Source organism: Duncaniella sp. C9, from assembly GCF_004803935.1.
GTDB lineage: Bacteria > Bacteroidota > Bacteroidia > Bacteroidales > Muribaculaceae > Duncaniella > Duncaniella muris.
Genome location: NZ_CP039547.1, coordinates 2,441,935 through 2,465,337, shown reverse-complemented (window position 1 = coordinate 2,465,337; position 23,403 = coordinate 2,441,935). Strand labels below are relative to the sequence as shown.

The window sequence follows — 23,403 nt, the reverse complement described above, 5'->3', positions numbered from 1 at the left end:
TATTATAGCCGATATGACCGTTAAGGAAATCATCTCATCAACGAGATCTTATAACCTGCATTCACACACTCAATTCTGCGATGGGCGCGCCGATATGGCGCGCTTCGCAGATGCGGCTGTGAAAGCAGGCTATAAGCACTATGGCTTCACCCCTCACTCTCCAATTCCTTTCCATTCTCCATGCAATATGGAGCAATCACAGGTTGAGGAATATATCTCTGAATTCAACCGACTTAAGGAAGAATATCGCGGCAGGATCAATCTGTATCTTTCCATGGAAATTGATTATCTGGGAGAGGCCTGGGGTGCTTCACATGACTATTTTTCCTCGCTTCCTCTTGACTACAAGCTTAGTTCAATCCACTTCATACCGGTTGCTGACGGAGAAACGATGATTGATGTCGATGGGCGCCCGGAGAATTTTCTTGACAAAATGAGCAAATATTTTGACAATGATATCCGCTATGTGGTTGACAAATTCTATGAGCGCACTCTTGAGATGATAGAAGCCGGAGGCTTTGACATTATCGGGCATTTCGACAAGATCGGCTTCAATGCTTCACATTTCAAGCCTGGCATAGAATTGGAACGCTGGTATCAGAAACATCTCGACAATGTTATCGACGCAATCGCAGCCAAGGGGATTATAGCAGAAGTGAATACCAAAGCATGGGAAGCTCCGGTCGGGGCTGCTCCAAGCCAGATTGCCACATACGCCCCACGATTATTCCCATCACCTGACACAATAAGAAAACTCGTCTCCGCCGGAATACCAGTTGCAATCAACAGTGATGCTCATTATCCTGAGCGAATCAGTGCCGGGCGAGAAGCTGCGTTCCAAATTATCGATTCATGACCAGTAAAACGACAAAGAACCTTACACACACTCTAATGCTTCATGGGAAAACGGAAACTATTTTGTGAAATATCGCCTCTTACATATCAAATTTCAGTCAAGAAGAACATCTTTCTGCGCAAGATAAAGGACGCTCTGAGCAGACAGCGATTTGCAAGAATAAAGAGCTATGAAAAGCTCCCGGTCATGATCTACAAACACGCGTCCCTCATCCGAAGAAGATTAGGGAATACAGACTTGGAGTTGCAAGAAAATAAAGCGGTCAATCTGGCTCTTTCCGCACCCAAAGTGAACGGAATCCTAATCCGCCCCGGAGAGCCATTTTCTTTCTGGCATCTCATCGGTCCTGACACAGCCCGACACGAGTATAAAGTGGGGCTTACAATTTCAAATAATAAACCGTCAACAGGTATAGGTTGCGGACACTGCCAGTTTACAAACCTTATCCACTGGATGGTGTTGCATTCGGATCTCACCATTGTGGAGCATCACCATCATGACGGCTTTGATCTATTCCCTGACTACAAGCGGCAAATACCGTTTGGTACTGAAACGAGTATAGTCTACAATTATCTTGACTACAGATTCCGGAATGATACAGACAATGTATATCAACTGCTTGTATATACGGATGGAGAATACCTCCAGGGCGAACTCAGGGCCAGTAAAGAACAGAAATCGGCATATCATATCTGCGCTGAGAACGAATTCTTCTCCAAAGAAGATGGCATTGTTTTCAAGAACGGAACTGTGATTCGAAAAAAGATCGAGAAGAGAAGCGGTGTCTGCATTCATGAGGAAACTATCCGGACGAATCATGCGCGGGTCATGTATGACACTTCCGGTCTTGAGATCCGAAAAACCGCACCTTCATCAATCCGGGAATAAAACAGTGCGGTCTTTCCGTGCGGCAGGTCCGGCCAATTCTTCAGGGATGAACTTCCAGCCTGATGTAATTTTCGGAGTTATTGACCCGCGCTGTTCAAGAAGTTTTATCAGATAGTAACGCAGGTCCTTGTCTGTAGATTTGAGAATGCGCGATTTCAGATCTTCATGATGTATGCCGGCCCCCTTCGTCAGCAGATCTCCTCCGCCATTGCCTCGATAGGAATTGACGGCAACCTTATATACTTTGTCAAAGTCAAACGGACTACCATCAGCCATCGACTTTATAATAATCTTATCACCCTGTGGCTTGGTCACATCTACATCATAAATTATGCCGGCGGCAGAATCAAAATTGTAGGCAGGATTCTGCAATTTTGCGTAATCGCCCTTTGCCGGAGATGTCTCCTCTTTTGTAAAAAGCAACAAATGATCTTCCGGATCGGCCATCTCTGATGTCCAAAGCGAATAGCTCATCTCAAGATAGTTTTTGATCTCCCGACCTGTCATGGCCATTGTATAGAGCATATTCTCATATTTGTACAATGTAAACATGTCGCTCATATGAAGATCTCCTTTGCAGATAACCGCATCAAAAGACAATGGAGCGGCAAAAGAAATGTCAGCACCACTGATTTCAAGCTGAAGATCATGCAGAAGGTCCATAAATGCAGAAGGCCCGAAGTATGCATCTCTCACAGAAAAATCGCCGGTGGCAACACCTATCTTTCTGTTTACAAAGCTGTCAATTTCCTCTTTGACATTGCTGAATTCAGTCATGAAAACTGAATCAGGAGTCAGATCTGTAAGCGGGACAATCCGGCCACTTATTTTTTTGCCCAATACCTTCCCTCTGCCGTCAAGAGTAAATTTAACCTCTGCTTCGGCCAGATTCACGGCATTATTGGCGGGATTGAGAACCAGAGGTGACTTTCCATCGCTATCGGCCACCTGTTCCGAATTATAGACCTGATGATCATGGCCCATAAATATAATATCAAAACCCGGCACTTCTTCTGCTACTTTCAAAGAAGCGTTTTCAATCCAGTCACCGGTCTTTTTCGAAGAATCATGACCGGAGTGGAAAAGTCCGACGATTAGATCAGGAGCCTCTTTTACCTTTATGACAGGAATCCATCTGGCAGCGGATTCCACCATATCCTCAAATTTCAGACCGCTCCAGAGATTTTCAGGGAGCCACGCAGGGATGGCCGGAGTAAGAAGTCCGAACACTACAATCTTGATCCCATCACGCTCTATGACATGATATGGTTTGAAGTAAGGCTTACCGGTGGCGATGTCTATGACATTCGCTCCGAGCAGTGGTATTTGGCCAAGATCATTTTTATAACGGTCATATACGGCGTGACCGGCCTCTACGTCATGGTTGCCAATTGTTTCGGCATCATAGCCAAGAGATTTCAGCATCATCGCCACGGGATGTGGTCTGTCAGTGGCTATGAAATTATAATAGTAGGCCGTCGGCTGTCCTTGCAGGATATCTCCGTTGTCCAGAAGTATGACATGATCACTACCGATGGAATCTCGCAGACAGCGGACTCTTGAAGCCACTTTGGCAATGGAGCCTTCTCCCGGTGTGCGCGTAATGAAATTATACGGAAAAAAGTTACCATGAACATCGGTTGTCGCTACGATCTTATATGTAAGCTCCTCTGCCGAAACCGATGCTGCGGAGAGGAGCTGCGATGCAATTGTCATTGCCAATAATGTCTTTTTCAAAACCAATATCTTTTATTGCCACAAATAGAGCATATTTGTCAGGGATTGGGACCTGTGTAAAGTGCACGGACTTTGCCTACAGGGAGTGACCCTTCCACCTTGAGCGGTATGCGTTGCCCATCAGTGGAGATCCATCCAGAAATGGGAGCTGAACTTTCTACACCCTTACGTGTAAAAGTGAAGTTTATATAGTAAGTAGGGAATTTGCCACCATTGAGAGAAATGGTCTGGGTTCCCATATAAGTTATTTTCAGTTTTTCTTTCTTAGAGCCTGAAAAAATATTGACAGTGACGCTCTGTCCTTTCTTCATGTTAGGAAAATCGAGAGTGCGCAGATAAAAGAACGAGCTCAGCATGTCAACTGTCATTCCCTGGGCTTCAAGATGAAGTGTTGAACTTGTCATCGGCTTCCCTTTCCCCGGCTTTTTATACCTGACTGCTTCTGCTGAAAATGTATTTCCTGTATGCGAGAATTTCAATACGTCTTTTTTATATTTTCCATTTTCATGCGCTATGTAAGTATATGACACCGGAAAATATCCGTCTTTTGTCATAGTAGAGTACAATGTGTCTCTCAGCATATAGATGCTGTTGGCCCAAGGAGCGTTCTCGGCAAAGACCGAAGCACGATAGAGATCTCCGTCATTACGAAGTGACATAGTGGCATATCCCGCGACTTTGTTTATAAAGCCCCATTTGTAAATCACATCATACGTCAGGGTCTCATCAACCAAAGAAACCGGATTGGCCGCTTGTGCCACCGGCACAAGTCCTGCAAAAGCTACCAGCAGTGAAATCAGTTTCAGTTTCATGATAAATCAGAGTGTGTTTAGGAGGCTTTTTTGCGGCCCCGAATTTCAGTCTTTGGCCAACTCCCTGAACGGAAGTATGGAGCGATAGGACTGTTCTATCCTCTTGTTGCGCCAACATTTGCGACATACAGCGATATATCTGTCATCACCGCCTATTTCGACCTGTTCTCCTTCTTCAACAAAATCTCCGTTGCGGTCTATGCGGGCATTTATAATTGTTTTACGGCCACAAGTGCATGTGGATTTTACCTCATCTATCGTATCGGCAATCTCAAACAGTCTGCGCGACCCTTCGAAAAGGTGGCTCTGAAAATCTGTACGAAGCCCATAACAGATGACATTACTGCCAAAGTCATCTACGACTCTTGAGAGCTGGTCGACCTGCGCTGTGGTCAGAAACTGGGCTTCATCAACCAGAAACCAGTCAATAACTGCCATAGACTCCTCAAAAAGACTCTGAGCGAGTTCATAGAGATCTGTCTCGTGATAGATCCACTTGCATTCACGCTGGATTCCAATGCGCGATTTTATAACGTTTGTAAGATCACGGGTGTCGACAACCGGCTTGAGGCAGACATATTTCATCTTTCTCTCCTCAAAATTATAGGCTGTGGTCAGCAACAGAGCAGTCTTGGCAGAGCCCATTGTGCCGTATCGAAAATATAGTTTGCCTTTCCTGTTCATTCAAAGGGTGTATTTTAGATTGAATTGTCAGGCAAAGATAAGCAAATTTTCTTATTGAGCAGCACTCTGACGGGTAAAGACGTAATTGGTATCGCCTATTTCAAATTTCATCAACGGCCCTTTGATTTTCACATCGTCCAGTTTCCGGATAGCAGAATAACGGTTTACAAGAGCCATTTTAAGACTTTGTCCGATAGCCGAAGCGACCGACGGTTTGATTGAATCCACGCGGGGCCCGTTCATTTCAGTAATAACTCCATTTACCACTACTGCGTCCGGATCGACACTGACAGTCAAGGTCGACGGATCAAGGCTTACAGCTACTTCATCGTCATCAATCACAGTCCAGGTGCCGCTAATTGTAGAACGACCGCTTACAGTCAGCCCAAGTGGTTCGACGAATCCAGGCTGCCCCACAATCTGAGTATTAGCCGAAAGCATCCCGGCAATAGTCAAAGTGCCGCCATGTACACCTTTTGGCATCATATCCGGGTTTGAGGAAATATCAATTGTCTCAATGATCGTAGCCGTCACCGATGCATTATCAGTGAAATTTTCCGGAGTCCCGGCCCAGCTGCCAGGCAGTTCTTTTGCCAGTCGGGCTGTTTCGTCACATGAAACCATTGAAAAAGCTCCTAAAAGTGTCAATCCGTAAATCAGACCTTTCATATTATACATCTTTGTGTTTTGAGAAACTATTTAGATTATTTATGTCATATACATAAACGCACAGGGGTTAAAATTTGTTTCATATACGCTAAAAAATGATTAATTTTGCCATTGTCTAACAAAAATCCGAAGAAAACGTGAGCGTCAATAAAGTCATATTAATAGGCAATGTCGGGACAGATCCTGAAATACGTTATATTGAGACGAGGCCTATCGCTTCGTTCCGAATGGCGACAAACGAACGGGAGCGCACACTGCCTGACGGATCAAAAGTCCCGGAACGCACCGAATGGCACAGTATCGTCATGTGGGATGGAGCTGCTGAATTCGCAGAGAAGTATATCCGCAAAGGGTCACGTCTTTATGTGGAGGGCAAAATTCGTTATCGGATCTGGGAAGACCGTAACGCCATCAAACGTAATGTGACCGAGATATATGTGGACAATTTTGAATTGTTAGGATTCAAATAGTCCCTGATCGAACAGAGACGGGTATGACGAAGAGCTGGCAGCAGGCTGCTCTTTGTGGGGTGCGGATGGATTATTATTAATGACCATTGTGTGTTGCTGCACCCACCCTTGGGTGCTATTGCGCAAATATAATGTCATGACTCCCTTATGCCCCTGAGCTGTGTTCAATACATGACGATAGACTTCAGTGAGGCTACTGACTCCACTGACGCTAAGTGTAGCCAATGTTCTGCGCCCAATCATGACTGTGAGATAGAGTCTGTCAGTGGAGTTAATTGGATTAGTTGTTCTCATAAGCCTATTGTTTTTTTACAAAGGCAAAGGTAAATGCACGCATGGGCAACATTAATGCACACAAAAGTTAATTACATGTAATACCGATTCTATTTCTTTATGTCATAAGTTGAAATCAATAAACCCTTTTCAGATAGTGGATGTTATAATTTCAACTATTTTTGACTATGAGAAAAATATTTTACGCTTTAACTATTTTGAGTGGAATCGGATGCGCTTCAACACGAATTTCCGCAAAGGATAACAGCACAGGCTATTTGAATGAGAATATGCCTGCAAGCTGGAATTATTCTACATCTGTCACTGCATCTGAACCGCCGGAGGATACTGACTGGTGGCTAAACTTTGACGATCTACTGCTTGATTCGCTTATTGATGAAGGTCTGAAAAACAATTACAATGTCAGTATGGCGGTGAAGCGCATCAACGTGGCAAATATACAAGTCCGTCAGGCTATGTCAGGCTATTATCCGACTGTCGGTCTGAGCGGAGCTTATAACTATAGCCGAAACGCCGGTGCGATTTCAGGATCTTCAGTTCCATCATCGACATCAAGCCATTTTTCGCTTGGAGCTAAGATGAACTGGGAAATTGATCTATTCGGGAAAATAGCATCTCAAGTGAAAGATAAAAAAAGCCTGCTGAAAGTAAGTAAAGCCGATTTTGACGGGGCCATGTTGAGTATCGCCGCCAACATAGCCACTTATTATATGAATATGAGGACATTTCAGGAGAAAATATTTGTCACGAAAGAGCATCTTGCCTCTCAGGCAAAAGTAGTGGAAATTGCAAAAGCACGTTTTGAAGCAGGCCTTGTGTCCAAACTTGATGTAACCCAAGCAGAGAGCGTATATTACTCAACTGAAGCACAGATTCCACAACTTGAGACTTCGCTAAACGAAGCTGTCAACGCGCTTGCTGTTTTGTTAGGTGTCTATCCTGATGCCATCCGGCCACGATTGTCAGCAGCTTTCATTCCTCCTCAATATCGCCATTTGGTCGCAACCGGAATTCCCGCAGATCTGCTCCGCAGGAGACCGGACATCATAGCGGCCGAAGCTCAGCTTGAGTCATATGCAACCCGAATCGGAATTGCCAAAAAGGACTATCTCCCCAATCTGTCATTGGAAGGCACAATCGGTGTTGCCGCTCATAACGCAAAAGACCTTTTCGGCAAAAACAGTGTTGAATATTCCATCACTCCTACCCTTTCATGGACTCTATTTGATGGCTTCAGTAGAAAATATGCAGTTCAAGAAGCTAAAGAGCAACTTGAAGAAGGGATTGACAATTACAACCTGACTGTACTGACTGCTGTCAATGAAGTTGACAACGCAATGAGTTCATACCTTGCCTCACTGCAGACAATGGACAGCAACTCCAACGGTCTGAAACAAAGCACAGAATCGTTTGACCTGTCAGTCAGTCTCTACAAACAGGGGCTTACCCCATTCACCAATGTGGTAGATGCTCAGATTAATACACTGACATATGCCAACTCCCTCATAACAGCCCGTGGGGATGCTCTTGTGTCACTGATCAATCTTTACAAAGCATTAGGAGGCTCCATCACAGCCCAATAACACGCAACATAATCCATAAACGCAAAACCAGACGAAAGACATGAATACAAAGTTTATATCATCAGGCATACTCCTTATAGCCACCATGCTGGTTTCATCTTGCAGCAAGAGTCATAGCCATAATTACGAAGATGCTGAGGAAACAGTTGATGTGGCATTCCCTGAAACTGATTCTGTGACTCTGACCAATACTTATCCAGGATATTTCACTCCTGAGGCCAAAGTCGATGTCGTGGGTCGTGTCAGCGGACAGTTGCTTAGCAAAAATTTCAGCAATGGGCAATACGTCAATAAAGGGTCTGTGCTCTTTCGCATAGAAGCCAGCAAATATCGCGATGCCGTGCAGCAGGCGCAGGCTGAACTCGCTACGGCAAAAAGTTCCAAAGACTATGCCCAAAGCCACTACGATGCAGTAAAGAAAGCGCTGGAAAGTGATGCGGTTTCTAAAATGGAAGTCATTCAGGCCGAAAGTGACTTAAGACAGGCAGAAGCAGATATAAAAAATGCACAGGCTGCATTGGAGACCGCCACGACAAACTTAGGATACTGCACAGTCATCGCCCCTATATCCGGCTATGTTACATCGGCCTCTTATGATGTCGGATCATATATCAACGGAGAAGGGAGTCCGGTGATCCTTACTACTCTCTACAATAATTCGACTCTGACGGCTCAGTTTTCAATTGAAGACGAAAAATTGCTGGAACTTCTACACAACAATGATTACCGGAATATGCCTGAACTGAAAAATGTCGAACTGAGTTTTTCAGACACCATCGGTTACAGATATTATGGCGATCTAACATATATGGCTCCTATGGTAGACACATCAACCGGGACTGTCGCGTTGCAATGTAAGATTGATAACAAATATGATGAACTCCGCCCCGGAATGTTTGTCAAGATCAATCTGCCATATAAGAAATTAAAGAAGGCAATACTGGTAAAGGACTCTGCTTTGAGCACAGATCAGCTTGGCAAATATCTCTATGTTGTCAATGATTCAGACAAGATCGTGTACACACCTGTATCCATTGGTCCGCTCTATCACGATTCTCTTAGAGTGATCCTTTCAGGCATCTCCCCCGATTCCCGTTATGTGACAAAGGCCATGCTGAAAGTCACTGACGGCATGAAAGTAAAGCCTGTAACTGTAAAATAATCACAACCTGAGTCCCGAATCTTCCTAAACGCACACTTATGTTCTCCAGATTCTTCATAGATCGTCCGATTTTCGCCACGGTCATCGCCATAATAATGGTATTGATTGGGTTGATGACTGTCAAAAGCCTGCCTGTGTCACAATATCCCGACATAACACCGCCTACGGTTATGGTGTCAGCATCCTATCCGGGGGCGGATGCAGCAACCATTGCCGAAGTTGTCGGAACTCCGATCGAAGAACAGATCAACGGAGTCGAGGGCATGATGTATATGAGTTCGAGCTCAAGCGATGGGTCATACAGCCTGACCATTACTTTCGAAAACGGAACAAATCTTGACGATGCTGTCGTCAAAGTCCAGAATCGAATTTCATTAGCCGAAGCCACTCTTCCTACAGCTGTAAAGGAGCAGGGAGTCTCGGTCATGGCCGAATCTTCAGACATCATACTTTTCATTGCGCTCGAAGGAGATAACCCCGACCGCTACAACGCCTTGTATCTGACCAATTACGCACAGCTCAATATTATCGATGAGTTGTCAAGAATTGATGGTGTGGGAGGCGCAGGTGCGTTCGGAGCCGGCAAATACAGCATGAGGGTGTGGCTTGACCCTGAAAAAATGAGAGTCCGCGGCATTACGCCTTCAGATGTCAGCGAAATGATACAGTCCCAGAATCTTGAAGTTTCATCAGGCAGTGTCGGAGCACCGCCGGCGCCATCCGATGTCGATTTTGAATTTACTTTGACGTCCGACGGGCAATTGCAGACTGCTGAAGAATTCGGCAATATCATTTTGAAAACAGATCCGAACGGTTCGATATTACGGCTGAAAGATGTTGCAACCGTTGAATTAGGCAGTGAAAGCTATTCAACTATCTCACATGTGTCCGGCAAGCAAGCCGGGCTGATCGGTGTGCAGCAGCGTCCAGGCGCCAACGCGCTTGATGTCGCAACAAAGGTCAAAGCTAAAATGGATGAGCTTTCTGAATATTTTCCGGATGGAGTCCACTATGAAGTGATCATGGACACGACATCGTTTGTCAACGCTTCTATCGACGAAGTGCTTGTGACATTCGTAGAAACAACCCTCATTGTGATGATCGTCATCCTGATTTTCCTGCAAAGCTGGCGAGCAGTAATCATTCCGATGATTGCTATTCCGGTTTCACTGATAGCAACATTTGCAGTAATGAAACTGCTTGGATTCTCCATAAACACCCTGACTTTATTCGGTCTTGTACTTGCGATTGCAATTGTGGTCGATGATGCAATTGTTGTAGTGGAAGATTGCGCCAGACTCGTGCAGGAAGGGAAACTCACGCCAAGACAAAGCGCGGAGAAAGCAATGAAGGAACTGCAAGGGCCTGTGGTAGGCGAGGTTCTCGTATTGCTATCTGTCTTTATTCCTACCGCTTTTATCAGTGGCATCACAGGTGAACTCTACAAACAGTTTGCCCTTACTATCGCAACCTCTGTTGCATTTTCCGGATTTAACGCTCTGACATTCACTCCGGCTATGTGTGCACTTTTTCTTAGAAAGAAAGAAGACCCTAATCCTCATTTCTTTATTTACAAATGGTTTAACAAAGGATATGGGAATGTCATGAAGAAGTACACATCCGCCATCGGATGTTTGCTCCAAAGACCATTGATCGCCATAGGAATATATGTCATTATATGCCTTTTCGCATTCTGGGGATTCATGAAACTACCTACCAGCTATATCCCGCAGGAGGATATGGGTTATTTCATGACATCCGTGCAGCTTCCGACCGGAGCATCGCTGGACCGGACGGATAAGATTGTGACAAGCCTGGCAGATCAGATAAAAAAAATACCTGAAGTAGATAATGTGATCTCTATTTCAGGTTCATCCATGATGGGCGGAGGGTCTGGCGCCAATATGGGATCATTATTTGTTGTCCTCAAACCCTGGAGTCAGCGCAAAGGCAAAGGACAGGATGTGGATGCCATCATGGCTCATGTCAGTGAAATCGCTGGCAGCTACCAGGAACCCATAGTATTTTCAATCAATCCTCCTGCCATACCCGGTTTAGGCATGACCTCCGGGATGCAAATGCAGATACTCGACATAAACAACCTCGGCGCAGATGCCCTTCAGAAAGTACTGGCAGCAATGAAAGAAGCGGCTAAAAAGGATGACAGAATCGCACAACTCACCACCCAATATCAGGCAGGTGTGCCTCAATATGCAATCAAAGTGGACCGTGACAAAGCCAAACTGCTCGGACTCTCTGTTGATGACATATATTCTACACTTGCTCAATTCATGGGCGGTAGCTATGTGAACGACTTTGTCAAATTCGGGCGTACATATCAGGTAAATCTGAGTGCTGACAGTGAATCCCGTAGCCGTATAGGAAAACTCGGCAGACTCTCTGTGCGCAATGCAAACGGAAACATGGTACCGTTCTCTTCATTCATATCTATAGAACCCGCCATCGGACAGTCAACAGTCAGCCGATATAATATGTACACCACCGCCTCAATTACCGGGACTCCGGCCGGCCATGTGTCAAGCAAGGAGACCATAAAGGCGATGGAGGAAATTCTGGATGAAGCCGCAGGTGACCAGTTTGCATATGCCTGGACCGGAGAAGCCTATCAGGAAACCCAGGCTGGGACCACAATAACATTCGTATTGCTGTTTGCTGTCATCGTTACAGTCCTGGTTCTCGCAGCACAATATGAAAGCTGGACCGATCCGATAGCTGTTGTCATATCTATGCCTACGGCGATATTAGGCACTGTGATCGGGTGTCTGCTTCTGTCACAATCGATTTCAATCTACACACAGATCGGCATAATCCTGCTGCTCGGCCTTTCTGCAAAGAACGCCATACTCATAGTCGAATATGCACGCGACTTCCACCAAAGCGGCCAGACTGTCAGACAAGCAGCATCTGATGCTGGTGTCATTCGTTTCCGCCCCATCATGATGACTGCATTTGCTTTTGTTTTCGGCGTATTGCCTATGCTTTTCGCCACCGGAGCCGGAGCTAATTCACGCATTGCGTTGGGCACAGCCGTTGTCTTCGGCATGGCTGTCAATGCCATTGTAGGCACTCTGTTTGTGCCGGGCTTTTGGGAACTTTTGGAGAATTTTCGCGAGAAGCATCTTTCCAGAATCTTCGCCGGTTCAGATCAAGCGTCCAAGAGGCTGCAAAACACCGATAAAAGCGCTTCCGGTGAAGAAAATTGATATGAATTTTTCGTTAACATTATTTAATTATTTTCCATTGATGAAATAATTAGCGTATCTTTGTAGGTGAAAACATATATCCAAAGCTACCAATGGCGTCGAAAACCCGCGAAAGACTCCTTGAGGTTGCCCATCAGCTTTTCACCAGCAATGGTGTTGAACGGACAACAATGAACGATATTGCCACTGCTTCTGACAAGGGGCGGCGCACTATCTACACCTATTTTAAAAACAAGAGGGAGATCTATGAAGCGGTAATTGAGCGGGAGAGCGATGCCATAGTCATGAAATTGCGTGGTATCGTCAATTCCGATCTTGAGCCTGAAGAAAAACTTCGCCGTTTTCTGAATGCCCGCTTCGACATCGTGGAAGAAACCATTCGGACATCCACCACAAGCCAGTTGCTTTCATATCTTACGCTTGACTATAAACGTCTTGAGCGGATAAGACTGCTTGCTGTAGCCAAAGAACAGGAACTCATCAAAGAAATGATTGACGAGGGAGTCGGGAAAGGCATCTTCGATCCTCTTCAGGCATCATTGCTTCCGGAAGTATATCAGATGATTTTCCAAGGAATTGACTATTGCCATCTGAGAGACAATTTCAGCCAGTTGGGTATAACCCCAGCAGGAATCAGGGAGTCTGTTATCAGTTTCGTGCTAAATACGCTCTTACTTAAATCAACTATATAGTAAACCCAAACGACTATTCAGAAAATGAAATTACTTGAAGGAAAAGTAGCTCTCATCACCGGCGCCGCCCGTGGCATCGGAAAGAGCATCGCCGTTAAATTCGCACAGGAAGGTGCTGACATTGCATTCACCGACCTCAATCGCGACGAAAATATGGAAGCGACCGAAAAAGAACTGCAGGCTCTTGGCGTGCGCGCTGTCGGTTATGCCTCTAACGCTGCTGATTTTGCACAGACTGAAGAGGTTGTCAGCAAAGTCAAAGAAGATTTCGGCCACATTGATATCCTTGTCAACAATGCCGGCATCACTAAAGACGGTCTGATGATGCGAATGACCGAAGCCCAGTGGGATGCTGTCATTGCCGTAAACCTCAAGAGCGCATTCAACTTCATCCATGCTGTTCTCCCTATCATGATGCGTCAGCGTCAGGGTTCAATCATCAATATGGCATCTGTAGTAGGCGTTCATGGAAATGCTGGACAGTCAAACTATGCAGCATCAAAAGCCGGTCTTATCGCTTTGGCCAAGAGCATCGCTCAGGAAGTCGGTTCACGCGGCATTCGCGCCAATGCTATTGCCCCTGGCTTCATAGAGACTGCCATGACCGCAGCTCTGCCTGAAGACGTGCGCAAAGAATGGGCTCAGAAGATTCCTCTGCGTCGCGCCGGTCAGGTTGAAGACATCGCTAATGTAGCGACATTCCTTGCTTCTGACATGTCAAGCTATGTATCTGGTCAGGTGATCCAGGTAGATGGCGGCATGAACATGTAATACCGGACCAACGTTAATCACATAAGGATATTTCCCTGATCAGCAAACAGGCGCTGAAAGAGAATATCCTTATGTTATTCAATTAAAAGGTGCCAGAAACGGCCCATAACCACCCCGATATAATGCTGACTTACAATACACAATTAAAGCATCTGAAATTGCCTGAGTACGGGCGCAACATTCATCAGATGGTGGAACATTGTCTGACTATTGAAGACCGGGATGAACGCACTCGTTGCGCACATTCCATAATCAACTGCATGAGCAAACTGTTCCCCAAACTGCGTGAAGAAGAAAACTATCAGCAGAAATTGTGGGATCATCTCGCCATCATGAGCGACTTCAGACTTGATATTGACTATCCTACAGAAGTTGTCAAAGCCGAGAATCTGAATACAGTGCCCCAAAAGATTCCATATACATCCGAACATATCCGCTATCGTCACTATGGCAAGGATGTGGAACGATTGATCGCAAAAGCTGTCAGCATGGAACCCGGAGAAGAGCGAAGCGAGCTTGTACTGCTTATTGCCAACCACATGAAAAAGCTGCTACTTGCTGCAAATTCAGATGGCGTGGATGACATAAAGATTTTCAAGGATCTGGCAGAGTATTCACATGGTCAGATTCAGCTTTCTCCGGAGACGACAGTTCTTCACGAGTTCAAAATCGTGGCTCCGCCAAGCGGGAAAAAGAAAAAGAAGCGATAAGCAGACACAGCAATTTCTTCTAAAAAACATCATATAACCCATAAAGCCACTCCAAGTGATCAGACTATCAGAAATAGCAGAGGTAGGTCGCTTTAACAAGCCTCATGGCATAAAAGGCGAAATTTCCGTCTCGATTAACACCGACATTGACCTGAACGATGTCAAATGTGTCATCGTTCCTATTGACGGGATATTCGTTCCATTCTTCCTGCAGACGGTTAGACCCAAAACCGCCGATACTTCTCTGATTACTATTGACGGCATAGATTCAGAAGAGAAAGCCCAAAGCCTTGCCAACCGGCCACTGTTTATACTTCGCTCCGATCTCCCGGATGATGACAATGACGAAGACGGCTTTTATGCATCTGATCTGATCGGCTTTAAAGTCAATGACATGACCCACGGAGTTATCGGAGAGATTTCTGATATCAACGATTCCACCCAGAACATTCTCTTTATCGTAAAAATGCCTGACGGCAAAGAGCTGATGATTCCGGTGGCCGATGAGTTCATTCTCTCCATCGATCTGGAAAACGAGACCGTCAACACAGATATACCTTCAGAAATACTGACACTAAACGACTGATTCCAATATGAAAGAATTCGATGAAAAGCAAGCCATAAAAGTAATGCGAGGGGCTCTTTCTCCTGAGTCTTCGAAACTCTATGTCGATGATGAGATTCTTAACATTATCGACATAATCTGGGATTGGTATGAAGACAACGGACTTCTCGACATCGACACCGAAGCGGATGACGAAGATGTCAATACCAACGCACTGATCAAGCATGTCAGAAAAATGCTGTCTAAGGACCCCGACTCTCCGATAAACCCCGATGACGTTGAGGCGCTCGTCATGGCAGAATTACGCTATGAGCAATCACTGGATTGTTTCGAAGACTAAAAGCATCCAATAACAAATATTCTCGCCAATATGAAAAAATATCTGTCAATAATTCTATCGGCTTTAGCCGCCTTAATGCCTGGTTGGATCTCGGCAAAGAGCAACAGCACTGATCCATATAAGGATTATGATGAGACACGCTTTATGGATATGAGTTTGGATGAGAATATCCTGACCCCTGCCGTTGGGAAAAACGAGCATGCGGCAATCAAGACATACATGACCAGACTCGCCCAGGATCTGGCGAAAAAAAACTACATCGTTGATATGACCCGAAACGATGAGGTTGTTGTGGTCACAGTCCTTTCTGATGATATTTTTCTCCCGAACGACACTCTTCTATCTCCGTCAGCACCCTCGCGGCTCACTCCAATACTGAAATTATTTTCCGATCCGTTCATGATGAAAATGGTTTATTCCGTCCATACCGACAACACCGGATCGGCTCCGTATAATATGCGTCTTTCCCATGAGCGCAACAATTCAATCTACGACTGGATGCTTGACAACATCAATGAAGATCTGATAGTGATCCCTTACGAAATGGGCGACACTGATCCGGTTGCGGCAAATGACACTCGCGACGGACGGCGCGAAAACCGGCGTGTAGAGATTTTCATGATCCCAGGACCGAAAATGATCACACTGGCCCGCAAGGGACAGCTTTTGAAATAGCAGCAACAGTCATTACCTCTTTCAGACTATTATAATTGCAATATATTATCACAGAAACATATTAAAAATGGCAAAAGAACTTAAGGATCTGACCAAACGCAGCGAAAACTACTCGCAGTGGTACAATGAGCTCGTGGTCAAAGCCGATCTCGCAGAGCAGTCGGCGGTTAGAGGCTGTATGGTTATCAAGCCCTACGGTTATGCAATTTGGGAAAAAATGCAACACGAACTTGACCGTATGTTCAAGGAAACAGGTGTACAGAACGCCTACTTCCCGCTTCTCATTCCAAAATCGTTCCTCTGCCGCGAAGCCGAGCATGTCGAAGGGTTTGCCAAAGAATGTGCGGTTGTCACACACTACCGCCTCAAGAACGACCCCAACGGCAATGGTGTTGTAGTAGACCCTGATGCACGCCTTGAGGAAGAACTGATTGTGCGCCCTACTTCTGAAACTATTATCTGGGGCACATATAAGAACTGGATCCACAGCTATCGCGATCTCCCCGTGCTGTGCAACCAGTGGGCGAATGTGATGCGCTGGGAAATGCGCACCCGTATGTTCCTGCGTACTGCCGAATTCCTCTGGCAGGAAGGCCACTGCGCACATGCGACAGCCGAGGAATCGGAAAATCGCACCGTCCAGATGATCAACATCTACGCCAAATTTGCGCGTGATTATATGGCTATGCCTGTCATAATCGGTGTAAAAACCGCAAACGAACGTTTTGCCGGAGCGCTCAACACCTACACAATTGAGGCCATGATGCAGGATGGAAAAGCCCTTCAGGCCGGTACAAGCCATAACCTCGGACAGAATTTCGCTAAGGCCTTTGACGTTACATTCGTCAACAAAGACAACAAGCCTGAATATGTATGGGCAAACTCCTGGGGCGTATCAACCCGTCTTATGGGCGCTCTCATCATGACGCATTCAGATGACAACGGGCTTGTGCTCCCTCCCCACCTCGCTCCGATCCAGGTGGTCATCGTACCTATCTACAAGAACAGTGATCAGCTCGCTGAAATTTCAGCCAAAGTAGACCCGATAGTCAACGAACTACGCGCGATGGGCATCAGCGTAAAATACGATGACTCTGAAAACAAGCGTCCGGGCTTCAAGTTTGCAGATTATGAGCTTAAGGGAGTGCCTGTGCGTCTTGCCATCGGAGCGCGCGACATCGAAAACGGCACAGTCGAAGTCATGCGCCGTGACACGCTTGAGAAACATGTTGCCCCGCTGGAAGGAATCGCGGATTATATTAAAGGTCTACTTGAAGAAATTCAGGCAAACATCTATCAGAAAGCAATAAACCACAGAGAATCCATGACCCGGACAGTCGACTCTTATGAGGAATTCAAAGAAGAGATTGAAAAGGGAGGATTCATCCTGGCTCACTGGGACGGCACCACCGAAACCGAAGAACGCATCAAAGAGGAAACAAAAGCCACTATCCGTTGCATTCCTCTGGATGGTGATCAAACACCGGGCGTCTGTATGGTAACCGGCAAGCCTTCGGCTCGTAGAGTACTCTTTGCCCGCAACTATTAATTTCGGCAACAATCCACGGTTTCATTACTCATCTCCTTCTCTCCTTAATCTCATTTAACGAAGCTGCCAGAAAATTCATATGCCATCCCCGCCAGTCATAGCAATTGTTGTACCCTGCTTCAACGAAGAAGCGGTATTGCCTTTTTCTATTCCCAAACTGCTGGCTATATTAGCCCGCATGGCGCAGCAATCATTAGCTTCTCCAGACAGTTACATACTCTGCTGCGATGACGGAAGCCGGGATGCGACATGGAAAATCATCTCCGATCTGCACCTTAGAGACCGACGCGTCAAAGGAATATCCCTTGCGCACAACCGAGGACATCAGTATGCGCTTTTGGCAGGGCTTATGACCGCAAAAGACCATTGTGACGCAGCTATTTCCATCGATGCCGATCTTCAGGATGACACTGACGCCATAATCGAGATGGTCCGGCGCTTTATTTCAGGCAAAGAAATAGTGTTCGGAGTCAGGGATGACAGAACGTCTGACTCTTGGTTTAAACGAACCACCGCCCATGCTTTCTACTCTTTGCAAAGGAAAATGGGCATTGAAACCATCTACGACCATGCAGATTTCAGGCTTATGAGCCAAAGAGCTCTTGAACTGTTGAGCGAATATGGCGAATCAAATCTGTTTCTCCGAGGGATTGTTCCACAGTTAGGGCTTGAAAGCGACACCGTCTCCTATGCCCGTAAACAAAGAGCCGCAGGCGAATCAAAATATCCGCTTGTCAGAATGCTTTCGTTTTCGATTGACGGAATCACCTCTTTTTCAGCTCGCCCTATGAGATGGGTTTTCTTCATAGGTCTGATCCTGCTGGCTATTGACCTGCTGGTCGGAATCTATGTTGGTTTCTCCATTCTCTATTCTGACAAACTTGAGGCCGGATGGGCTTCGATATTACTATCTATATGGTTCCTTGGGAGCCTGATTCTAATGTCCATCGGTTTGATCGGAGAATATATAGGAAAAATATTTATAGAAGTTAAACAACGTCCGCGATATGCAATTCGCGACATTTTATTTGATTGACACGTGGATAACAAACAATTTATTTCACGACTCGGCAAGAGACTAAACCGGGAAAACGCAGAAGTGGCCACACTCGTTGAAGGTCTGTGCAAAGTATTCAAAGAATGCGGAGCCGATCTTGACTCAATCGCCATCCCCGGATTCGGAACATTCAAATCTGTAAAATCAGATGAGGCGATTGTTTACGACGAAGTAAACGGCAAACGCACATTGGTTCCGCCAGCCATCAGAATGGAATTTGCCCCCAGCATTGTATTGCGAAAAAAAATGACTAAACAATGAATCAGAAAATACCGTTCCATCAGCTGTCCGCACGTATTGCATCTGCAACCGGCATAAGCGAAGACAGTGCCGAGATTTTTGCTAAAAATTTCTTTGATATACTTTCTGAGGAACTGATCAAAGGAGAAACAGTCAAAATCAAAGGCCTCGGCGAATTCGCGCTTTATGAAGAAGAGAATGGAGAAAAAGATATCAGGTTCACTCCTGACAAAGATCTCGCTGAAACGCTCAATGCCCCATTCGCAATATTTGAGCCTGTTACGCTGAATGACGAGGTCACCGAATCAATGCTCTCCATCGAGAAAGATCAAACAGAATCGTCATTGCCTGAGACAGAAAATCATGAGCCTGAGGCCAAGGTCGAAGAAACAATTATCTGTGAGAATATCGCAACAACAATCGAATCCCAACCCGAAACATCCACAGAAGCTATACAGCCCGAAGAACATCTGGCATCACCAGATCCTAAAGCAGAAATCGCGCCTGAACCGGAAACTATCCTGACCGACGAAAAGCCGGTTCAGCCGAAAGAAGCCATTAAGCCCCCGTTGCCACAATTTCGGCTGAAGCAACTGCAACTGCAACTGCAACTGAACCTTCGGCCAAAACCGCAAACAGCAATCTTGCGGAACGACAGCCGGTAAGACCTGTAGCTCCGAAAATCATACCACTTGAAGAAGATCCGGAAGAATACGTCAGTCCTGCCAAAGGACAGCAATCGGAAGGCAATTTCTGGTGGGGACTGATCATAGGCCTGATTATTGGACTTGCCATAGGGGCATGCGGAGTCTACCTTGCTATCGATCATCTATTCCCCAATAGCCGTCAGCAGGCTGAAGCCATAACTCCCGAAGAGTCAACTCCTATGCAGACAGAGGAAACCGCAGGTGAAATTGCCATGCTATCAGATTCTGTAACATCGGACGCTGAAGTTGCTCAGGCTGAAGCAGAACAAATCCCCACACAACCTGCTGTCGCAGAAAACTCAAGTCCGAAAGTGCGTAAAGACACCGTTAAAAGAGGCTACCTTATCCATGATATGGCAAAAAAATTCTTCGGGAGCAAAGATTATTGGGTCTACATCTACGAAGAAAACAAATCAAAAATCGGGAACCCCAACAACATGCAGCCGGGAGTGGTTCTTGATATCCCGGATGCTGAAAAATACGGAATTGTTCCCGGCAATGCAGAAAGTTTGAAGAAAGCGCGCCAGAAAGCCGGTGAAATCCTCGCCAGATATCCCCGTTAAGCCAACACCGCTAGAAAGAAACCTTAAGACAACATCGTCGACTCCAATATCGGCGATGTTGTCATTGTTAAAGGAAAAATATATAAAATTAACACACTTTTCTCGCCTAATAATTGTTGTTATTTATAATTTTGTAAACCGTTTATCTATTATAGCGGATTAAAATATCTTATATATCTAATTTAGAACCCTCACTACTCAGACTATGAGCGAATCGGTTAATATTCGAGAACTTAATGATCTTGTTGCCGGCAAGAAGGATTTCATCAACCTTGTTACACGTGGGATGGATCAGACCATCGTGGGGCAAAAGCATCTCGTTGACTCACTTCTGATCGCACTTCTATCTAACGGACACGTCCTTCTTGAAGGCGTCCCCGGTCTCGCAAAGACCCTTGCCATCAAGACTCTTGCTCAAATTATCGATGCCAAATACAGCCGTATCCAGTTTACTCCTGACCTTCTCCCTGCCGATGTGATCGGAACAATGATCTACAGTGTGCAGAAAGAACAGTTCCAGATCAAGCGAGGCCCGATTTTCGCCAATTTCGTTCTGGCTGACGAAATCAACCGCGCCCCGGCTAAAGTACAGAGCGCTCTGCTCGAAGCCATGCAGGAACGCCAGGTGACCATCGGCGAACGTACATTCAAACTTGACGAACCGTTCCTGGTGATGGCCACCCAGAACCCCATTGAGCAAGAAGGCACCTACCCGCTTCCTGAAGCTCAGGTTGACCGTTTCCTTCTCAAAGTCATTATCGGCTACCCGACCAAAGAAGAGGAAAAGCTTATCATACGACAGAACATTTCCGGTGTAAAACCTGAAGTCCGTCCTCTTCTCCGTCCGGAAGAAATCCTGGAGGTTCAGAAGATCGTAGAAAAGATATATCTTGACGAAAAAATCGAACGTTATATCGTAGATATCGTATTCGCAACCCGTAACCCCGGCGATTATGACCTCAAAGATCTTGCCGGAATGATCAGCTTCGGAGCGTCTCCGCGAGCATCAATCGGTCTGGCCAAAGCCGCGAGAGCATATGCGTTCCTCCGAGGCCGCGGTTATGTAATTCCGGAAGATGTCCGCGCCGTATGCCACGATGTTTTGCGTCACCGCATCGGCCTCACATATGAAGCCGAAGCAAATAACATCACCACCGACCAGGTAATCTCCGAGATCCTTGACAAGGTCGAAGTGCCCTGATGACACATTCGTAAAATCCCCTTTCTAATGTTTTCTAAATGGAAGCAAACGAACTACTCAGGAAAGTCAGAAAGATCGACATAAAAACCCGCGGCCTCTCCCAGAACATCTTCGCCGGAGAATACCATACGGCTTTTAAAGGGAGAGGTATGACCTTTTCTGAAGTGAGGGAATACCAGTATGGCGATGATGTCAGAGACATAGACTGGAATGTAACCGCCCGTCATAATCATCCTTATGTCAAGGTCTATGAGGAGGAACGAGAGCTGACTGTGATGCTTCTTGTCGATATGTCGCGCAGCCGTCTGTTCGGAGCTGTCGGAGAAGAAAAGAGAGAGATGATCGCTGAAATAGCCGCTACCCTCGCCTATTCGGCCATCACCAATAATGATAAAATCGGAGTCATATTCTTTTCCGACAAAATTGAAAAATTCATTCCTCCGAAAAAAGGCAAAAAGCACATACTTTTGATAATCCGAGAGTTGCTGGATTTCACACCGGAAAATCAAGGGACAGATATCAGCGTTGCATTGCGCTATTTCACAGATGCTCTGAAAAAGCGATGTACCACTTTCCTGATCTCTGACTTCATAGATACTCATGACTTTACACGACAATTACAGATAGCATGCAACCGCCATGATATCATTGCCATTCAGGTATATGACAAACGCGACACAAGTCTGCCGGATGTAGGGCTCATGCGGATGACCGATCTTGAGACCGGCACCTCACGCTGGATAAACACGTCATCCAGACGGACTCGGCAGGCCTTTAGCAGATGGTGGTATGAACGACAGCAGTCCATGAGTGAAACATTCAGCAAATGCCGCGTTGATCACGCCTCGATAGCCACTGATGAGGATTTCGCCCATTCATTGATGGCCCTATTCAAAAACCGGGGTGTACGCTGATAAAACCACAGCCCGCCCAAGACCCTTTAATTGATTGCCAAACATGAATTTAGTCCGACATATCCGTTACCTGATGCTGACAGTTGCTTTTTTGCTCGCCGCATCAGCGTTCGCCGGAATTTCCAGCCTGAAAGTCAGTCTCGATTCTGCATTCCTTCTTATGGGGCGCACAACCCCTCTGCATATCGAGCTTGTCACCGATGAAAATTCTGACGGGCACCTCGTCATTCCGAGAGATTCCGTCTGTGACAAAGTAGAGATTCTGAAATATCTCACAGCCGACACAACGGAGCTCGGAAGCGGGCGCAGAGAAATCAAGCAGGATCTGGTGCTCCAGTCATTTGATTCAGGTGTCTATCGGCTGAATCCGATTTTATACGTTGAAAAAGGCGAAACAATCGCTTCAAACCGTCTTGTACTGAAAGTATATCCGGTTGTAGTTGACTCACTGGAGACTATCCATGACTATGCTGATGTAGCAGACGTGGACCGCAGTTTCATTGATTACCTCCCTGACTTCGTTGTCGATTATGGATTGTGGATCCTGGCATTAATCGTAGTCCTTGCACTTGGAGGATTCGCGTTCTATATGATGAAGAAAAAGAAGAATCCCTTTGCTGCACCTGCGCCCAAACCGATACCGCCATATGAAAAAGCTATCGGCGAACTTTCACGTCTGCGGGCAGAAAAACTCTGCGAGCAAGGCAAGGAAAAGGAATACTACACCCGTCTCACAGACATTCTCCGCATCTATCTCAATGGCCGTTTCGGCATAAATGCAATGGAAATGACCTCAACACAGATCAGACGTATGCTGAACGCCAATGAAGAGACACGCCTGTCAAAAGAAAACATGGAACGAGTGCTTGAGACGGCAGACTTTGTTAAGTTCGCCAAAGTACGCCCGCTGCCGGATGACAATGTCAAAGCGTTCAATTCTGCAATGCAGTTTGTCGAAGATACAAAACCTCGTCCTGCTGTAGCTGAAACTGATGACCAGCAGGAGCCCTCAAAAGAAGAATCTACTAAAAAATAGATAA

The 23,403-nt window shown here is 45.9% G+C and carries 23 protein-coding genes and 1 pseudogene; 20 read left to right on the top strand and 4 right to left on the bottom strand.

Translation table 11 applies throughout. From position 1 onward, the window contains the following. Positions 1 to 13: 13 nt before the first annotated feature. Together E7745_RS10380 and E7745_RS10375 are read left to right on the top strand one after the other, a co-directional pair. Positions 14 to 856 (top strand): histidinol-phosphatase, encoded by an 843-nt coding sequence (locus E7745_RS10380; protein ID WP_136408791.1) that lies wholly within the window; start codon positions 14 to 16, stop codon positions 854 to 856. A gap of 42 nt (positions 857 to 898) precedes the next feature. After that, positions 899 to 1,744 carry a VanW family protein gene (locus E7745_RS10375; protein WP_136408790.1) on the top strand — a complete coding sequence of 282 codons (846 nt, stop codon included), beginning with the start codon at positions 899 to 901 and terminating at the stop codon, positions 1,742 to 1,744. Here the strand turns inward: E7745_RS10375 and E7745_RS10370 are convergent. The 4 genes from E7745_RS10370 to E7745_RS10355 are packed head-to-tail and all read right to left on the bottom strand — an operon-like array spanning position 1,730 to position 5,646. Further along, the gene (locus E7745_RS10370; protein ID WP_136409191.1) at positions 1,730 to 3,460 is read right to left on the bottom strand and encodes a bifunctional UDP-sugar hydrolase/5'-nucleotidase; all 1,731 of its coding nucleotides are present in this window, start codon (positions 3,458 to 3,460) and stop codon (positions 1,730 to 1,732) included. The genes E7745_RS10375 and E7745_RS10370 overlap by 15 nt on opposite strands. 59 nt (positions 3,461 to 3,519) lie before the next feature. Beyond that, positions 3,520 to 4,293, bottom strand: coding sequence for a DUF3108 domain-containing protein (locus E7745_RS10365; RefSeq protein ID WP_107031460.1), 774 nt, complete (start codon positions 4,291 to 4,293; stop codon positions 3,520 to 3,522). A gap of 45 nt (positions 4,294 to 4,338) precedes the next feature. After that, positions 4,339 to 4,977 (bottom strand): thymidine kinase, encoded by a 639-nt coding sequence (locus E7745_RS10360; RefSeq protein ID WP_107031461.1) that lies wholly within the window; start codon positions 4,975 to 4,977, stop codon positions 4,339 to 4,341. A gap of 51 nt (positions 4,978 to 5,028) precedes the next feature. After that, the gene (locus E7745_RS10355) at positions 5,029 to 5,646 is read right to left on the bottom strand and encodes a hypothetical protein (RefSeq protein ID WP_136408789.1); all 618 of its coding nucleotides are present in this window, start codon (positions 5,644 to 5,646) and stop codon (positions 5,029 to 5,031) included. A gap of 137 nt (positions 5,647 to 5,783) precedes the next feature. On the opposite strand from E7745_RS10355, the pseudogene E7745_RS10350 reads away from it, so the two are divergent. The 18 genes and pseudogenes from E7745_RS10350 to E7745_RS10265 form a co-directional block, all read left to right on the top strand. Beyond that, positions 5,784 to 6,104 (top strand): annotated as a pseudogene (locus E7745_RS10350) (single-stranded DNA-binding protein); the annotation flags it as partial. A gap of 473 nt (positions 6,105 to 6,577) precedes the next feature. After that, a complete protein-coding gene (locus E7745_RS10345; protein ID WP_107031464.1) occupies positions 6,578 to 7,993 on the top strand; it encodes an efflux transporter outer membrane subunit in 1,416 nt (471 codons plus the stop codon). Positions 7,994 to 8,033: 40 nt separating this feature from the next. After that, positions 8,034 to 9,155: an efflux RND transporter periplasmic adaptor subunit gene (locus E7745_RS10340; protein ID WP_136408787.1), complete on the top strand. Its 1,122-nt coding sequence runs from the start codon at positions 8,034 to 8,036 to the stop codon at positions 9,153 to 9,155. 38 nt (positions 9,156 to 9,193) lie between these two features. After that, positions 9,194 to 12,379 carry an efflux RND transporter permease subunit gene (locus E7745_RS10335; RefSeq protein ID WP_136408786.1) on the top strand — a complete coding sequence of 1,062 codons (3,186 nt, stop codon included), beginning with the start codon at positions 9,194 to 9,196 and terminating at the stop codon, positions 12,377 to 12,379. A 92-nt stretch (positions 12,380 to 12,471) separates the two neighbouring features. Next, the gene (locus E7745_RS10330; RefSeq protein ID WP_107031467.1) at positions 12,472 to 13,071 is read left to right on the top strand and encodes a TetR/AcrR family transcriptional regulator; all 600 of its coding nucleotides are present in this window, start codon (positions 12,472 to 12,474) and stop codon (positions 13,069 to 13,071) included. A gap of 24 nt (positions 13,072 to 13,095) precedes the next feature. Then, positions 13,096 to 13,842, top strand: a complete 747-nt coding sequence (gene fabG / locus E7745_RS10325) for a 3-oxoacyl-[acyl-carrier-protein] reductase (RefSeq protein WP_107031468.1) — start codon at positions 13,096 to 13,098, stop codon at positions 13,840 to 13,842. Positions 13,843 to 13,967: 125 nt separating this feature from the next. Beyond that, a complete protein-coding gene (locus E7745_RS10320) occupies positions 13,968 to 14,552 on the top strand; it encodes a DUF4290 domain-containing protein (protein WP_370291911.1) in 585 nt (194 codons plus the stop codon). Positions 14,553 to 14,607: 55 nt separating this feature from the next. Further along, positions 14,608 to 15,138 (top strand): ribosome maturation factor RimM, encoded by a 531-nt coding sequence (gene rimM, locus E7745_RS10315; RefSeq protein ID WP_160631189.1) that lies wholly within the window; start codon positions 14,608 to 14,610, stop codon positions 15,136 to 15,138. A 7-nt stretch (positions 15,139 to 15,145) separates the two neighbouring features. Beyond that, positions 15,146 to 15,457, top strand: a complete 312-nt coding sequence (locus E7745_RS10310; protein ID WP_107031471.1) for a hypothetical protein — start codon at positions 15,146 to 15,148, stop codon at positions 15,455 to 15,457. Between the two features lie 30 nt (positions 15,458 to 15,487). Next, positions 15,488 to 16,132, top strand: coding sequence for an OmpA family protein (locus tag E7745_RS10305; RefSeq protein WP_136408785.1), 645 nt, complete (start codon positions 15,488 to 15,490; stop codon positions 16,130 to 16,132). A 67-nt stretch (positions 16,133 to 16,199) separates the two neighbouring features. Beyond that, the gene (proS, locus tag E7745_RS10300) at positions 16,200 to 17,681 is read left to right on the top strand and encodes a proline--tRNA ligase (RefSeq protein ID WP_107031473.1); all 1,482 of its coding nucleotides are present in this window, start codon (positions 16,200 to 16,202) and stop codon (positions 17,679 to 17,681) included. Between the two features lie 79 nt (positions 17,682 to 17,760). After that, complete coding sequence (locus E7745_RS10295; protein ID WP_123398222.1) at positions 17,761 to 18,717, top strand: glycosyltransferase family 2 protein; 957 nt, start codon at positions 17,761 to 17,763, stop codon at positions 18,715 to 18,717. A 3-nt stretch (positions 18,718 to 18,720) separates the two neighbouring features. Then, positions 18,721 to 18,999, top strand: coding sequence for an HU family DNA-binding protein (locus E7745_RS10290; RefSeq protein ID WP_107031475.1), 279 nt, complete (start codon positions 18,721 to 18,723; stop codon positions 18,997 to 18,999). Beyond that, entirely contained in the window at positions 18,996 to 19,643 is a 648-nt protein-coding gene (locus tag E7745_RS10285) for an HU family DNA-binding protein (protein WP_136408784.1), read from the top strand. The genes E7745_RS10290 and E7745_RS10285 overlap by 4 nt, the downstream gene beginning before the upstream one ends. Positions 19,644 to 19,864: 221 nt before the next feature. Then, entirely contained in the window at positions 19,865 to 20,248 is a 384-nt protein-coding gene (locus E7745_RS10280) for a LysM peptidoglycan-binding domain-containing protein (RefSeq protein WP_136408783.1), read from the top strand. Between the two features lie 205 nt (positions 20,249 to 20,453). Beyond that, entirely contained in the window at positions 20,454 to 21,449 is a 996-nt protein-coding gene (locus E7745_RS10275) for a MoxR family ATPase (RefSeq protein WP_107031477.1), read from the top strand. Between the two features lie 38 nt (positions 21,450 to 21,487). Continuing rightward, a complete protein-coding gene (locus E7745_RS10270; protein WP_123398224.1) occupies positions 21,488 to 22,363 on the top strand; it encodes a DUF58 domain-containing protein in 876 nt (291 codons plus the stop codon). 43 nt (positions 22,364 to 22,406) lie between these two features. Next, positions 22,407 to 23,399 (top strand): cell wall anchor protein, encoded by a 993-nt coding sequence (locus tag E7745_RS10265; RefSeq protein ID WP_136408782.1) that lies wholly within the window; start codon positions 22,407 to 22,409, stop codon positions 23,397 to 23,399. Positions 23,400 to 23,403 lie beyond the last annotated feature (4 nt).